The 14,164-nt window shown below is 74.0% G+C and carries 12 protein-coding genes; 11 read left to right on the top strand and 1 reads right to left on the bottom strand.

The genetic code is table 11. The features are described 5' to 3' along the window. The 7 genes from AB7F12_RS21095 (at position 1) to AB7F12_RS21065 (ending at position 7,246) form a co-directional block, all read left to right on the top strand. On the top strand, positions 1 to 1,488 hold the full coding sequence (locus AB7F12_RS21095; protein ID WP_428497282.1) for an aldehyde dehydrogenase family protein: 1,488 nt from the start codon (positions 1 to 3) through the stop codon (positions 1,486 to 1,488). Further along, a complete protein-coding gene (locus tag AB7F12_RS21090; RefSeq protein WP_428497281.1) occupies positions 1,475 to 2,587 on the top strand; it encodes an alkene reductase in 1,113 nt (370 codons plus the stop codon). The genes AB7F12_RS21095 and AB7F12_RS21090 overlap by 14 nt, the downstream gene beginning before the upstream one ends. Continuing rightward, the gene (locus AB7F12_RS21085; protein ID WP_428497280.1) at positions 2,584 to 3,321 is read left to right on the top strand and encodes an SDR family NAD(P)-dependent oxidoreductase; all 738 of its coding nucleotides are present in this window, start codon (positions 2,584 to 2,586) and stop codon (positions 3,319 to 3,321) included. Before AB7F12_RS21090 ends, AB7F12_RS21085 begins: the two co-directional genes overlap by 4 nt. Continuing rightward, entirely contained in the window at positions 3,321 to 4,070 is a 750-nt protein-coding gene (locus tag AB7F12_RS21080) for an SDR family NAD(P)-dependent oxidoreductase (protein ID WP_428497279.1), read from the top strand. The genes AB7F12_RS21085 and AB7F12_RS21080 overlap by 1 nt, the downstream gene beginning before the upstream one ends. 148 nt (positions 4,071 to 4,218) lie before the next feature. After that, the gene (locus tag AB7F12_RS21075; RefSeq protein WP_428497278.1) at positions 4,219 to 5,112 is read left to right on the top strand and encodes an isocitrate lyase/PEP mutase family protein; all 894 of its coding nucleotides are present in this window, start codon (positions 4,219 to 4,221) and stop codon (positions 5,110 to 5,112) included. Beyond that, a complete protein-coding gene (locus AB7F12_RS21070) occupies positions 5,109 to 6,542 on the top strand; it encodes a dihydroorotase (protein WP_428497277.1) in 1,434 nt (477 codons plus the stop codon). The genes AB7F12_RS21075 and AB7F12_RS21070 overlap by 4 nt, the downstream gene beginning before the upstream one ends. Next, positions 6,539 to 7,246, top strand: coding sequence for an isochorismatase family protein (locus AB7F12_RS21065; RefSeq protein ID WP_428497276.1), 708 nt, complete (start codon positions 6,539 to 6,541; stop codon positions 7,244 to 7,246). The genes AB7F12_RS21070 and AB7F12_RS21065 overlap by 4 nt, the downstream gene beginning before the upstream one ends. A gap of 106 nt (positions 7,247 to 7,352) precedes the next feature. Here the strand turns inward: AB7F12_RS21065 and AB7F12_RS21060 are convergent, their stop codons facing one another. Next, on the bottom strand, positions 7,353 to 8,033 hold the full coding sequence (locus AB7F12_RS21060) for a GntR family transcriptional regulator (protein WP_428497275.1): 681 nt from the start codon (positions 8,031 to 8,033) through the stop codon (positions 7,353 to 7,355). A 305-nt stretch (positions 8,034 to 8,338) separates the two neighbouring features. On the opposite strand from AB7F12_RS21060, the gene AB7F12_RS21055 reads away from it, so the two are divergent. From AB7F12_RS21055 to AB7F12_RS21040, 4 genes are all read left to right on the top strand, one after another. Next, positions 8,339 to 9,661: an MFS transporter gene (locus AB7F12_RS21055; RefSeq protein WP_428497274.1), complete on the top strand. Its 1,323-nt coding sequence runs from the start codon at positions 8,339 to 8,341 to the stop codon at positions 9,659 to 9,661. A 20-nt stretch (positions 9,662 to 9,681) separates the two neighbouring features. After that, positions 9,682 to 11,058, top strand: coding sequence for an FAD-dependent oxidoreductase (locus AB7F12_RS21050; RefSeq protein ID WP_428497273.1), 1,377 nt, complete (start codon positions 9,682 to 9,684; stop codon positions 11,056 to 11,058). 120 nt (positions 11,059 to 11,178) lie between these two features. Continuing rightward, positions 11,179 to 12,540, top strand: coding sequence for an MmgE/PrpD family protein (locus AB7F12_RS21045; RefSeq protein WP_428497272.1), 1,362 nt, complete (start codon positions 11,179 to 11,181; stop codon positions 12,538 to 12,540). Then, positions 12,537 to 13,916 (top strand): MmgE/PrpD family protein, encoded by a 1,380-nt coding sequence (locus tag AB7F12_RS21040; RefSeq protein ID WP_428497271.1) that lies wholly within the window; start codon positions 12,537 to 12,539, stop codon positions 13,914 to 13,916. Before AB7F12_RS21045 ends, AB7F12_RS21040 begins: the two co-directional genes overlap by 4 nt. Positions 13,917 to 14,164: the final 248 nt, after the last annotated feature.

The following is a 14,164-nucleotide window of genomic DNA, read 5'->3' as shown; positions in this document are numbered from 1 at the left end:
ATGACTGCAGTGACCGACAGCTCCACCGCGCTCGCCGCCCGGCCGGTGGAGCACACCCGCCTGCACATCGGCGGGGAGTGGACCGATGCCGTCGGTGGCGGCGAGCTCGAGACCGTCAACCCCGCGACCGGTGAGGTCTTCGCCCGGGTGGCGCTCGGCGAGGCCGCGGACGTCGACCGTGCCGTCGCCGCCGCGCGGAAGGCCTTCGAGGAGGGCCCGTGGCCGCGGATGACCCCGCGCGAGCGGGCCGCCGCCCTGTGGCGCCTCGGCGACCTGATCCTCGCCGACGCCGCCGAGATGGGCCGCGTCGAGACCCTCGACCAGGGCAAGCCGTACGCGATCGCGCAGGCCGCCGACGTGCCGTCGGCGGCGGGGCTGTTCCACTACATGTCCGGCTGGGCCACGAAGATCGAGGGCGGGACCATCCCGATCTCGGCGCCCGGGGAGTACCTCACCTACACCCGGCGCGAGCCGCTCGGCGTCGTCGGGCTGATCGTGCCGTGGAACTTCCCGCTGGTCATCACGTCGTGGAAGGTCGCGCCCGCGCTCGCGGCGGGCAACACCGTCGTCCTCAAGCCGGCCGAGGCCACGCCGCTGTCGGCGCTGCGGCTCGCGCACCTCGCGCTGGAGGCAGGCATCCCGCCGGGCGTGCTCAACGTCGTCAACGGCTACGGCTCGACGGTCGGCGCGGCGCTGTCGGCCCACCCCGGTGTGGACAAGGTGTCGTTCACCGGCTCCACCGCGACCGGGCGGCGCATCCTCGACGCCGCGGGCGGCAACCTCAAGCGCGTCACCCTGGAGCTGGGCGGCAAGAGCGCCAACGTCGTCTTCGGTGACGCCGATCTCGACAAGGCGATCGCGGGCTCGTCGGACGCGATCTTCTTCAACGCCGGTCAGGCCTGCGCGGCCGGATCGCGGCTCTACGTCCACGACAGCGTCTACGACGAGTTCGTCGCGGGCCTGGTGGAGAAGGCCCGCGGAATCGTGGTCGGCGACGGGTTCGACCCGGCCAGCCAGATCGGTCCGCTCGCCAGCCGCGAACACTTCGACCGCGTCGGCAACTACCTCGCCGTCGGCGCCACCGAGGGCACCGTGCTCACCGGTGGCGGGCGCGTCGGGGACCGCGGGTACTTCGTCGAGCCGACGATCATCGCCGACACCGCGCCCGACTCCCGCGTCACGAAGGAGGAGATCTTCGGGCCGGTCGTCGTCGCGCACCGCTTCACCGACGAGGCCGAGGTCGTCGCGGCCGCCAACGACACCCGCTACGGGCTCTCGGCCGGCATCTGGACCCGCGACGTCGGCCGGGCGCACCGCGTCGCGGCGCGGCTGCAGGCCGGGACGGTGTGGGTCAACACCTACGGCGTCTTCGACCCGAGCATGCCCTTCGGCGGCATGAAGGAGTCGGGCTGGGGCCGCGAGATGGGCCACGAGGTGCTGCACGACTACACCGACGTCAAGACGGTGTGCGTCGATGTCAGCGCCTGAGCCCGCCACGGTCTTCGACCCCTGGAAGCTGGGGGACACCGAGCTGGCCAACCGCGTCGTCATGGCCCCGATGACCCGCAACCGCGCCGACGACGACGGCGTCCTGCCCGACTACGCCGCCACCTACTACGCCCAGCGCGCCGGTGCCGGCCTGATCGTCACCGAGGGCACCCAGCCCAGCGCCGCCGGCAAGGGCTACCCGGGCACCCCCGGCGTCCACAGCGACGAGCAGGAGCGGGCGTGGGCGCGGGTCGCCGACGCCGTCCACGCCGCGGGCGGGCGGATCTTCTGCCAGCTCATGCACACCGGCCGGATCGGGCACCCGAGCCTGATCCCCGCCGACGCGCACGTCGTCGCCCCCAGTGCCGTCGCCGCGAACGTCGAGGTGGAGACCGCCGACGGCACCATGGTGCCCGCGCCGGTCCCGCAGGAGCTCGACGCCGCCGGCATCGCCCGGATCGTCGAGGACTTCGCGACCGCCGCCGCCCGGGCCGTCCGGGCGGGTCTCGACGGTGTGGAGCTGCACGCCGCGAACGGCTACCTGCTGCACCAGTTCCTCTCGCCCGGTACGAACCGCCGCACCGACCGGTGGGGCGGGACACCGGAGAACCGGGCGCGGTTCGTCGCCGAGGTGACCACCGCGGTCGCCGACGCGATCGGCGCCGACCGCGTCGGCATCCGGATCTCGCCCGGCGGGCAGTTCAACGACATGGCCGACAAGGGCAACGACGACACCTACGTCGCGCTCGTCGAGGCGATCGCGCCGCTGCGCCCGGCCTACCTGCACTCCCTTCGACGCCGGTCGTCGCCGCTGCACGAGCAGCTGCGCAGGCTCTGGCCCACGACCTACGTGCTCAACACCGGGTTCATGGGCGCCAGCGAGATCGACGACGTCACGCCGCTGGTCGCCGACGGCCACGCCGACCTCGTCAGCGTCGGGCGGCTGTTCATCTCCAACCCCGACCTCGTCACCCGCTGGCGCCACGGCCTGCCCCGCGCGGAGTGGGACGAGTCGACGTTCTTCACCGCGGGCGACCGCGGGTACACCGACTACCCGGCCCACCCCGGGCAGTCGCCCGACCAGAGGAGCAGCTCGTGAGCACCGCACCGTTCGACGGCCGCGTGGTCGTCGTGACCGGCGCCGCCTCCGGCATCGGCACGTCCACCGTCGAGGTGTTCCGCGCCCAGGGTGCGACCGTCGTCGGCTGGGACCTGTCCGGCACGAAGGAGGCGGGCCCGCTCGACCTCACCGACCCCGCCGCCACGAAGGCCGCGGCCGAGGCGGTCGTCGCCGAGCACGGCCGCGTCGACGCCCTGGTCAACTGCGCCGGGATCATCACCGAGAACCTGCCGATGGAGCAGACCTCCCCGGCCGACTTCCTGCGCACCTACGAGGTCAACGTCGGCGGCATCGTGAACGCCTCGCAGGCGCTGCACGCCGCGCTCGTCTCCTCGAAGGGCGCGGTGGTCAACGTCGCCTCGCAGGCCGCGCTGGTGTGCCTGCCGCACCAGTCCGCCTACTCGGCGTCGAAGGGCGCGGTCGCCGCGCTCACCCGCTCGATGGCGATCGACTGGGCCGGCGCCGGTGTCCGCGTCAACGCGGTCTGCCCCGGCTTCACCCTCACCCCGATGGCCAAGCAGCAGATGACGCCCGAGCTCGACGCCGCCGTGTCGCGGCGCGTCCCGATGGGCCGCATGTTCGAACCGGAGGAGATCGGCTCGGTCATCGCGTTCCTCGCCTCGTCGGCGGCCTCGGCCGTCACCGGGGTCGTCATGCCCGTCGACGGCGGCTGGACCGCCGGCGAGCCCGCCCTGCCCATGGGAGCGCCCTGATGACGATCGCCTACGTGTCCGGGGCCAGCTCAGGGATCGGTCGCGGTGCGGCCGTGCGGCTCGCCGCCGACGGCGCCACCGTCGTCCTGCTGGGCCGTGACGAGAAGCGCCTGGCCGAGGCGGCGCAGGAGTGCGGCCCGAACGCGGTGACCGCGGCGTTCGACGCGGCCGATGCCGCGGCCGTCGACGCCGCCCTGCCCGCCCTGCTCGACCGCCACGGGTTGCCCGACGTCGTGGTGCACGCCGCGGGCATGACCGTCGTCGGCGCGCTCGACCAGCTGACGCCCGCGCAGTGGCACCAGCAGATCGACGTCAACCTGACCAGCATCTACAGCCTCAACCGGCACCTGTGGCCCGCGATGGTCACCGCCGGTGGGGGATCGGTCGTGCTCGTCGGGTCGACGGCGTCGTTCGCGGGTTTCCCGGCCGACGCCGCCTACGTCGCGTCGAAGGGCGCGGTGCTCGCGATGACCAAGGCGATGGCGCTGGACGGCGCGCCGGTCGGCATCCGCGTCAACGCGGTGTGCCCGGGCTTCATCCTGACGCCGAACCTGCAGGGCTTCTTCGACGCCCAGCCCGACCCGGACGCAGCGTCCGCGGCTGCGGCCGCGGCGGCACCGTTGGGGCGCATGGGGACCCCGGCCGACGTCGCCGGCGCGGTGGCGTTCCTGTGTTCGGCGGAGGCGTCGTTCGTCACGGGGACCTCGATCCTCGTCGACGGCGGCCTGCTCGCGCGGGTGCCGAGTTGACCCTGTCCGCACCCGGCAACCGCCAACTGTTGACAGTTGGCAGTTTGCCTCGCACAGTAGAGACGCCCCGGCACGCTGCGCCGGGCTCGGGCACCGAGCGGGCGACCCTTCTCGGAACCGCACCACCGAACGACCTCCAGGAGGTTCGATGACCAGCCCGGCGCGAACCCTGCGCACCCTCCTCGGTGCACAGGACCGGCCGCTGATGCTGCCCGGTGCCGCCAACGCCCTCACGGCACGCGTCGTGGAGGAGGCAGGCTTCGGCGCCGTCTACGTGACCGGCGCGGGCGTCACCAACACCTACCTCGGCATGCCCGACCACGGCATCCTCACCCTCGACGAGCTCTGCGGGCACGTCGAGGCGATGTGCGACGTGGTCGGCATCCCCGTCGTCGTCGATGCCGACACCGGCTTCGGCAACGCCCTCAACGTGCAGCGCACCGTCCGCCGCCTCGAACGGGCCGGCGCGGCAGGCCTGCAGCTCGAGGACCAGGTCAGCCCCAAGAAGTGTGGCCACTTCGCGGGCAAGGACGTCATCTCCGTCGGCGAGATGGTCGGCAAGGTCCACGCCGCCGTCGACGCCCGCCGCGACGACGACCTCGTCGTCGTCGCCCGCACCGACGCCCGCGCCACCGAGGGCCTCGAGGCCGCCTGCGAACGGATGCTCGCCTACCGCGAGGCCGGCGCCGACGTCCTGTTCGTCGAGGCCCCCGAGAGCCTCGACGAGATGCGCTACATCACCGAGAACGTTCCCGGCCTGCACGTCGCCAACATGGTGGAGGGCGGTCGGACCCCGGTACTGCCGCGGCGCACACTGCAGGAGCTGGGCTTCGCCGTGGCGCTCTACGCGAACGCGACGATGCGCGGCGCGGTGGTCGGCATGCGCGAGGTGCTCGCCCACCTGGACAAGCACGGCGACACGCTCGACGCGGGCCGCCTGATGATCAGCTGGGAGGACCGGCAGTCGCTCGTGCGCAAGCCCGAGTTCGACGAGCTGGAGGAGCGGTACGCAGCGACCGCGGAACGGAGGCGCGCCCGATGAGCCCCACGAGTAGCGAGGCACACGACCTGAGGTTGCGGGGAGGACGCGTCTTCCAGCACGGCGCCGGCCTGCAGGACCTCGACGTCCTCGTGACCGACGGCGTCATCAGCGGGCTCGTCGCCCCCGGCGCGACCGTCGCCGCCACGAGCGAGGTGGACATCGCGGGCAAGGTCGTCCTCCCCGGCGGCATCGACCCGCACGTGCACCTGGGCAAGGACATCCGGGTCCCGCGCGACCCCGAGGACGGCGAGCGCGAGACCGCGTCCGCCGTCGCGGGCGGCATCACGTCGATGCTGATCTACCTGATGAGCGCCGACCCGTACGAGAAGGTCTTCGCGGAGTCCGACGCCGCCATGGCGGGCAACTCCCACACCGACTACGGCTTCCACTTCGTCCTCGGCACCGACGAGCAGGTCGACGCCATCCCGGACTACGTCCGCGAGCTCGGCGTCCCCAGCTTCAAGTTCTTCATGAACTTCCGCGGCGAGGAGGGCAAGTACCTCGGGCTGCCCGGCAACGACGACGCCTACATGTACAACCTGCTCGGCAAGGCCGCCGACGCCGGCGCGCTAGTCTGCCCCCACCCCGAGAACATCGAGCTCGTCTGGAAGCTGCGCGAGCAGCCCCGCGACGAGACCCTCCCGCCGCTGGAAGCCTGGTACCGCAGCCGCCCGCCGGTCGTCGAGGCCGAGGCCGTGCAGCGCGTCGCCTACTTCGCCAGCCAGACCGGTGCCTCGGTGTACGCGGTGCACACCTCCAGCAAGGCCGCGCTCGACGCGATGGCCATGCAGCAGACCGTCTACCCCAACCTGTTCACCGAGACCTGCACCCAGTACCTCACCCTGACCACCGACGCCGACTGCGGCACCTACGGTAAGGTCAACCCGCCCATCCGGCACACCGAGGACGTCGAGGCGCTCTGGGAGGGACTGCGGACCGGCGCCGTCGACACCGTCGGCTCCGACCACAACTCGCGCCACCGCACGGCCAAGGAGAAGGACATCTGGACGGCGTCCGCGGGTTTCCCCGGCACCGGCCTCATCCTGCCGACGACCATCGGCCTCGGGCTGAGGCGCGGCATCGACCTGGAGCGGCTCGTCGAGGCCACCAGCACCCGCGCCGCGCAGCTGTTCGGGCTGTTCCCGCGCAAGGGCACCATCCGCGTCGGCTCCGACGCCGACCTCGCCGTCCTCGACCTCGACACGCCGATGACGGTGCGCGCCGAGACCCAGCACTCCGTCGCCGAGTACTCGCCGTGGGAGGGCACCGAACTGCCGTGCTCGGTCGTGCACACCATCGTCGGCGGAAAGTTCGCCGTCCGCGACGGGCAGCTCGCCGACACCCCGACGGGCACCTACCTGTCGCGCACCAACGGCGGCGCCGCGGCGCTCGCCTCCCAGAAGTCCTCGGCACAGAAGGAGCTCGTGTGACCGACCCGATCTGGGCCCTCGGCGGCGCCGGGGTCATCGACGACGACACGATCGCGCGCTACGACAAGGCCGGCTTCGGCAGGCCCGTCGGCATGGGCTCGCGCCCCGCGCTGCTGATCATCGACGTGCAGTACCGCACCGTCGGCACCACACCGATGCCGTTCGACGAGGCCGTCCAGGAGTACCCGACCAGCTGCGGCGAGGTCGGCTGGGACGCCGTCGCGCACATCGCCCGGCTCGTGTCGGTGTTCCGGGAGAAGGGATGGCCGATCCTCTACCCGCACGTCGCCCCCAAGCAGTCCTACGACACCGGGCGCCTGGGCGCCAAGGTCCCCGCGATCATGGGGATCCCGGCCAAGGGCTACGAGTTCGTCGCCGACGTCGCACCCGCCGAGGGCGACGTCCTCGTCCCCAAGCGGCACCCCAGCGCGTTCTTCGGCACCCCGCTGGCGAGCTACCTCGTGGAGACGGGTGCCGACTCGCTCGTCGTCACCGGGTGCACCACCTCGGGGTGCGTGCGGTCCAGCGTGGCCGACGCGTTCTCCTACAACTTCCGCGTCAGCGTCCCCGCCGACGCCGTCTACGACCGCAGCCCGGTCGTGCACGAGGCCAACCTGTTCGACATGGCCCAGAAGTACGCCGACGTCATGACGACCGACGCCCTGCTCGCGAAGCTGGCCGACCTCCCCGCGAAGGGCGCCTGACCCTCCGCCCCTCTGGAATTGCACGAACGGCCCTTTCCCGCAACTGGACCGCGGGAAAGGGCCGCTCTTGCACAAGGGGTGGGAACTCGGGAAGGGGAGGGCGGGCTCAGTCCGGCTCGGCGGCGCGCAGCACCGCGAGGGCGTTGTTGAGCGAGCTCGTGAGGTGGGCCTCCAGCTTCGCGGCGGCCCCCTCGCCGTCGCGGCCGACGAGCGCGGCGAGGATCTCGCGGTGCTCGTCGAGGGCGGTGCGGGCGCGGCGTGGCTGGTGGGCCGAGCGGGCGCGGGCGAGCCGGATCTTGCGGCCGACGTCGGTCAGCGCCTCGATCAGCGGCGGGTTGGCCGCGAGCCGGGCGAGCCGGGCGTGGAAGTCGGGGTCCTCCGGGTAGGCGCCGGTGGCGTGCACGCCCATGCTGGACTCGGTCTCGTCGAGCATGCTGCCGAGCTCGTCGATGCGCTGCTGCGGGGCGTAGCGCGCGGCGAGGCGCACGGCGTGGGTCTCGAGCGCGATCCGCAGCTCGTAGAGGTCCGACAGCTCGCGGGCGGAGAACGAGCGCACGTACACGCCGCGGTGCGGGACGGCTTCGACGAGCCCTTCACTGGCCAGCCGTTGGATGGCCTCGCGCAGCGGGCCGCGGCTGATCCCGAGGGCCTGCGAGAGGTGGACCTCGTTGAGCCGTTCGGCGGGGGCGAGGGTGCCGTCGAGGATCATCCCCCGCAACACCTCGAGGCTCCGGCCCGCGTAGGTCGCGACGCGGCCGAGCTTCGGCGGACGGGACTGCTCGCTCACGGGTTCTCCTCGCCTCGGGTGGCTGCGACCCGTTTCGTCATCGTGCCACGCAGCCCCTCGGACACTCTTCCGCACGTGGGTGCGACCTCCCTCGGTCGCCGGTGCGGCCGGGGCCCTCGGCCACCGGCTGGCTGCCGCCGATTACAAACTGTCGACAGTGGAAACGCTACTGAGCTGCCATGTCGACTTGGTCACCGGGCAATCTACGGCAAAGTGTTGACAGTTGTCAGTAGGGGGCGCAGCGTAGGGCGACCGGTCGCGGCACCCCGCGCCGGGAGTCAGGAAGTCGACCAGGAGGTCCGACGATGCAGGCAGGTGATCGGCCCGCCCACGCGGGAACCGCCACCGGCGCGGTGCCCGAGACCATCGACCGCAAGGTCGTCTCGGCCGGACTCGTCGGCTCCGTCGTCGAGTACTACGACTTCGGCATCTACGGCTACCTCGCCACGGTCCTGTCCGTCGTCTTCTTCGCCGAGGGCTCCGACCCGACGACCGCGCTGCTCGCCACCTTCGCGACGTTCGCCGCCGCGTTCGTGCTCCGCCCCCTCGGCGGGCTCATCTTCGGCCACCTCGGCGACCGCTTCGGCCGGTCCCGCATCCTCGCCGCGACGATCCTGGCGATGTGTGCGGCCACCGTCCTCATCGGAATCCTGCCCACCTACGCCGCGATCGGCGTCGGCGCCGCGTTCCTGCTCGTCGCCGCCCGGTGCGTGCAGGGCATCGCCTCCGGCGGCGAGGTCGGCGGCGCCGCGGCCTACGTCGCGGAGAAGTCCCCGCCGGCGCGCCGCGGCTTCCTCTGCTCCACGGTGCAGCTCGGCGCGCTGTCCGGTGCGCTGCTGGCGTCGGTGGTCGTCTCGATCGTCAGCTCGGTGCTCACCGCCGACCAGCTGTCCTCGTGGGGCTGGCGGCTCCCGTTCCTGCTCAGCCTCCCGCTGGGCCTGGTCGGGCTGTGGATCCGGTTCCGCCTCGACGACTCCGTCCGCGAGGAGGAGCTGGCCGCCGAGGGTGTCGCGTCCGCGCCCGTCGTCGAGCTGTTCCGGGCCCACCTGCCCGGACTGCTGCGCACCCTCGGCCTGTCGACGCTGCTGTTCGCCGGCTACTACGTCGTCTACGTGTACGCCTCGACCCACCTGCAGCGGACCGGCGGGTTCGACGCCCGCGCCGCCTTCTGGTCGACGACGGTCACCCTGGTCGTGTCGTGCCTGGCGATGCCGTTCTTCGGCCGGCTGTCCGACCGGGTCGGGCGCAAGCCGATGCTGCTGTGGGCGGCCGTCGCGTTCGGCGTGCTCGCGGTGCCGTGCTTCGCGCTGATGAACGCCGGATCGCTGCCCTTGGCGATGCTCGCCCAGGTCGTGCTCGGCCTGCCCGAGTCGGCGCTCATGGGCGTCGTGTTCGCGACGTTCGCCGAGATGTTCCCCTCCCGCGTCCGCTACACCGGCATCGCGCTCGGGTTCAACCTCGCCAGCATGGCCGTCGGCGGCACCGCCCCGCTGATCTGCCTGTGGCTGCTGCGCGTCACCGGCAACCCGCTCTCCCCGGCCTGGTTCCTCGTCGGCGCGGCGGTCGTCACCGTCGCGACGGCACTGACCCTCACCGAGACCCGCGGCTCCGTGCTGCGGACCGTGTGACCTCCCCGAAAGGACTCACCGTGGCAGACAGCCGGCCCGCAGAGGTGGACGTCGACGTCGTCGTGGTCGGCGCCGGGGGTGGCGGGCTCGCCGCCGCCCTCGCCGCGGCCGACGCCGGTGCGACCGCCGTCGTGCTGGAGAAGGAGGAGCGCGCGGGTGGCAACTCGGCGCTGTCCACCGGCTCGGTCCCCGGCGCCGGGACCCGCTGGCAGGCCGCGGCCGGCATCGACGACTCACCGGCCCGCCTGGCCGCCGACCTGCTGCGCCAGTCCGGCCCGCACGACGCCGAGGAGACCGTCGAGGTCCTGGCCGCGGCGAGCGCCGGGCTCGTCGAGTGGCTCGTCGACCGCCACGACATCGACCTGCAGCTGATCACCGACTACAAGCACGTCGGGCACAGCGTGCCGCGGCTGCACGCACCGCCGTCGCGCAAGGGTCACGCGCTCGTCACCGACCTGCTGCGCGCCGCCAAGGCCGCCGACGTCGAGGTCCTCACGCACTCGCCCGTCGACCGGCTCGTCGTCGAGGACGGGGCCGTGCGCGGCGTCGTCGTCTCCGGGTCCCGGTCCGGCACCTACACGTTGCGCAGCAAGGCGGTCGTCCTGGCGGCCAACGGTTTCGGCGCCGACCCGGCCATGGTGTCGCGCTTCGCCCCCGACGCGTCGGGCCTGGAGTACCTGGGCGCCCACGGCAGCACCGGCGAGGCCGTCCGCTGGCTGCTCGACCTCGGCGCGACCATGGGCAACGCCTCGGCCTTCCAGGGCTACGCCGCCGTCGCCGACCCGCACGGGTCGATCACCTCGTGGACGACCGTCGAGCACGGCGGGATCGTCGTCGACGCCACCGGCGCGCGGATCGGGGACGAGTCCATCGGCTACTCCGGCTTCGCCGCCGACGTCGCGCGTGCCGCCGGGCCCGTGCACGTCGTGTTCGACGCCCCGATCCGCGACTCCGTCGCCGCGCACGAGGAGGAGTTCGCCGAGCTCGTCGCCGCGGGCGGGACCAAGGAGGCGCCCGACGCCGCCGCCCTGGCCGCGCTGATCGGCGCCGACCCCGGGGTGCTGGCCCGCACCCTCGACGACGCCGCCGCGGCCGCCACGGGCGACGCGCCGGACCGGGTGGGGCGCACCGGCTGGGGCCGCGGCCCGCTGCAGCGCCCGTACGTCGCGGTCCGCGCGGTCCCCGCCCTGTTCCACACCCAGGGCGGTGTCCGGATCGACGCGCACGCCCGCGTCGTCGGCCCCGCCGGCCCGATCCCGGGCGTGTACGCGACCGGCGGAGTGGCCGCCGGCATCAGCGGACGCACCGGTGGCGCCGGCTACTCGTCGGGCAACGGCCTGCTCAGCGCCCTCGGCCTCGGCATGATCGCCGGCCGGCACGCCGCCTCGCACGCGTGAGCCTTCCCGTGCCGTCCCCTCACGAACAGCGGGCGGCGGTCCCGCCGCGCCACGGGCGCCACCGTGGCGGGTACCGCCGCCCACCCCACGCCGGTTCCCCACCGAACGAGGTACCCCCCGTTGTCTGAGCTGCTCTCGTGGGCCGCGGCCCGCGCCGCCGACGGCGACATCCCCGGGCACGTCCTGCGCACCGCGCTCGTGATCGTGTGCGACGACCTCGCCGCGATGCTCGTCGCCCACACCGAGGACGAGGTCCGGGCGGTCACCGCGCAGGCCGTGGGCGGGCCGGGTCCGGCCGGGGCGCCGGAGTCCACCGTCGTCGGGGCGCCCGGACGGCGCGCCGACCGACGGTCCGCCGCGCTGGCCAACGCCGTCGCCGCCAACTGGACCGAGCTCGACGGCGGCTACCGGCCCGCGACCTGCCACGGGTCGCTGTACGCACTTCCCGCCGCGCTCGCCGAGGTCGAGGCCACCGGCGGGACGCTCGGCGACCTGCTGCGCGCCCACGTCCTGGGCTACGAGGTCGTCACCCGCGTCGCGCGGGCCTACCGGCCGCCGGTACCGCTCGCGCTGCACCCGCACGCCACCCTGTCGCCGATCGGCGCCGCCGCCGCGCTCGCCGCGGCCCGCCGGCTCGACGCCGGCACCTTCGCCGCGGCCGTCCTCGGCGCCGCCTCGATGTCGTTGACCGGCCCGTTCTCCCACGCCACCGGTGGCGCGACGATCCGCAACGCGTGGGCGGGAGCGGGTGCGCAGCTCGGGTTCGTCGCCGTCGACGTCGCCGCGGCCGGGCTCACCGCGAGCCCGGCCGTCCTCGACGAGGTCTTCGCCGCGACGGTCGTCACCCCCGGTGAGCTCACCGCCGGGCTCGGCGAGCGCTGGGGTGTCGAGGACGGCTACCAGAAGCCGTACGCGTGCTGCCAGTACCTGCACGCGAGCGTCGAGGCCGCCGCGACGCTCGTCGTCGCGCTCCCCGACGACGTGGACGCCATCGCGTCGGTCGAGGTCCGCACCCACCCGCTGGGCGCGGCGCTGACCGAGGCCGACCCCGCCACGACGCTGGCGGGTCGGTTCTCGCTGCCGCACGCCGTCTCGACGGTGCTGCACCACCGCACCACCGACGCCGCCGTCTTCTCCGGTGCGCACCTGCACGATCCGGGGACCGCCGCACTGCGCGGGCGCGTCCGGGTCGAGGAGTGGGCCGACACCCCTGCGGCCCCGCACGACCGGCCCTCGACGGTGCGGGTCACCCTGCGCGACGGGCGGGTGCTGGAGGAGACGGTGCTGTCGGCCGCGGGGGGTCCCGACCGGCCGCTGTCCCGGCCCGAGCTGCTCGCCAAGTACGAGACGCTCACCGGCGGGCTGCGCCCCGGATTCGCCGACCGGGTCCGCGACCTGACCGACCCCCGCGGCCCCCTCGACCTCGACGTCCCGCTGCGGGACCTGCTCGACGGCCTGCTCGGGACGGCGGCGGCCCGATGAGCGACACCACCCACGGCGGGACGGCCGCCGAACGCCTCGTCGACGGTGTCCTCGCGATGCCCGGGGCGCTGCCCGCCGGGATCGACGTCCTTGCCCGCCTGCACCTGCTCGACGCCGTCGGCGTCGGGCTCGCCGCCGCCCGGGTCGGGCCCGCACGCGGCATCGTCGGGGTTCCCCGCGCGGCCGGGCCCTGCACCGTCCTCGGGGCGCCCGCCGGGGCCGGGCCCGCCGACGCCGCCCTGGTCAACGGCACTCTCGTGCACTCACTGGAGTTCGACGACACCCACACCGGCTCGGTCATGCACGGCAGCGCCGCGCTCGCGCCCGCGGTCCTGGCCGCGGCCGAGGAGACCGGCGCACCCGGCGACGTCGCCGTCCGCGCGTTCGCCGTCGGGTGGGAGGTGCTCGTCCGGATCGGCCTGGCCACCCCGAGCGGGTTCCAGCGTGTCGGGTTCCAGGGCACCTCGGTCGCGGGGACGGTGGCGGGCGCGGTCGCCGTCGGGCTCGTCCACGGCCTCGACCGCGACGCCCTGCTCGACGCGGTCGGCGTCGCCGCGAGCTTCTCCGCGGGGAACTTCACGTTCCTGTCCCGCGGCGCCACCAGCAAGGCGGCGCAGGCGGGCATCGCCGCGCAGGGGGCGGTGTCGGCCGTCGCGCTGGTGCGCGGCGGCGTCACCGGAGGACGTTCGGTGTTCGAGGGCGACCGGGGATTCTTCGGCCTCTACGCCCACGACGGCTCCGCCGCCGGCCGCCTCGCCGACCTCGCCGCCGATCTCGGTACCCGCTGGCACCTCGCCGACGCCGCGTTCAAGGCCCTGCCGTGCTGCCATTTCCTGCACCCGTTCGCCGAGGCGGTGGCCGCACTCGCCGTGCCCGCCGACCGGATCACGCGGCTGCTGTGCCGCGTCCCCGCCGGGCAGGAGGAGGTCGTCGCGGTGCCGTGGGAGGCCAAGCAGGCGCCCGCGACGGCCGGTGAGGCGCGCTGGAGCCTGCCCTACGTGGTCGCGCTGCAGGCCGTGCGGGGTGCGGTCACCCTCGACGACTTCACCGGCGACGCCGATCCCGACGTCGTCGCCGTCGCGAAGCGGGTCGAGCAGGAGCGCTGGGAGGACTCGGGCTATCCGGCGGTGTTCCCCGCCGAGATCGTCGCCGAGCTCGCCGACGGGTCGGTCCGCACGGTGCGCATCGACGACGTCGACGGCAACGCCGGGCGCCCCTGGGACGAGGAGCGGGTCGTCGCGAAGTTCACCGGCAACTGCGCGCGTGCCGGCGCCGATCCCGACGAGGCGAGCGCCCTGGTCCGGGGATTGCTCGGCGGTGGGGTCCCCGACCTGGCGGCCCTGCCCGCTCTCGCCGCCCTGCCCGCCTCGACCTGACAGCCGCGCGCAACCCCACTGCTGTCCGGCGGCCGATCCGCGACAGTGAGGTTGCGCGGGCCGTCGCCGGGCGCAACCCCACTGCTGCCGGGCGGCCGGATCACGACCGTGTGGTTACGCGCGGTCGTCACCGGGCCCCGGGCGCCCACCGCGCGCAGATCCGACAGCGTCGACTCGTCGTCGACGACGAGGACCCGCACCGCGCTGCCGTCCGCACGCTGCCACCGCCCGCCACCTGCTCGTTCACC

Source organism: Pseudonocardia sp. (genome assembly GCF_050250275.1).
In the GTDB taxonomy this organism is placed as follows: domain Bacteria; phylum Actinomycetota; class Actinomycetes; order Mycobacteriales; family Pseudonocardiaceae; genus Pseudonocardia.
Note: the sequence above shows the minus strand (reverse complement) of the source record. Positions and strands in the feature narration are given on the sequence as shown.

Excerpts from the sequence above, each read along its gene's own strand:
- AB7F12_RS21095 (WP_428497282.1), top strand. The coding sequence starts at position 1 with ATGACTGCAGTGACCGACAGCTCCACCGCGCTCGCCGCCCGGCCGGTG.
- AB7F12_RS21090 (WP_428497281.1), top strand. The coding sequence starts at position 1,475 with ATGTCAGCGCCTGAGCCCGCCACGGTCTTCGACCCCTGGAAGCTGGGG.
- AB7F12_RS21080 (WP_428497279.1), top strand. The coding sequence starts at position 3,321 with ATGACGATCGCCTACGTGTCCGGGGCCAGCTCAGGGATCGGTCGCGGT.
- AB7F12_RS21075 (WP_428497278.1), top strand. The coding sequence starts at position 4,219 with ATGACCAGCCCGGCGCGAACCCTGCGCACCCTCCTCGGTGCACAGGAC.
- AB7F12_RS21070 (WP_428497277.1), top strand. The coding sequence starts at position 5,109 with ATGAGCCCCACGAGTAGCGAGGCACACGACCTGAGGTTGCGGGGAGGA.
- AB7F12_RS21055 (WP_428497274.1), top strand. The coding sequence starts at position 8,339 with ATGCAGGCAGGTGATCGGCCCGCCCACGCGGGAACCGCCACCGGCGCG.
- AB7F12_RS21040 (WP_428497271.1), top strand. The coding sequence starts at position 12,537 with ATGAGCGACACCACCCACGGCGGGACGGCCGCCGAACGCCTCGTCGAC.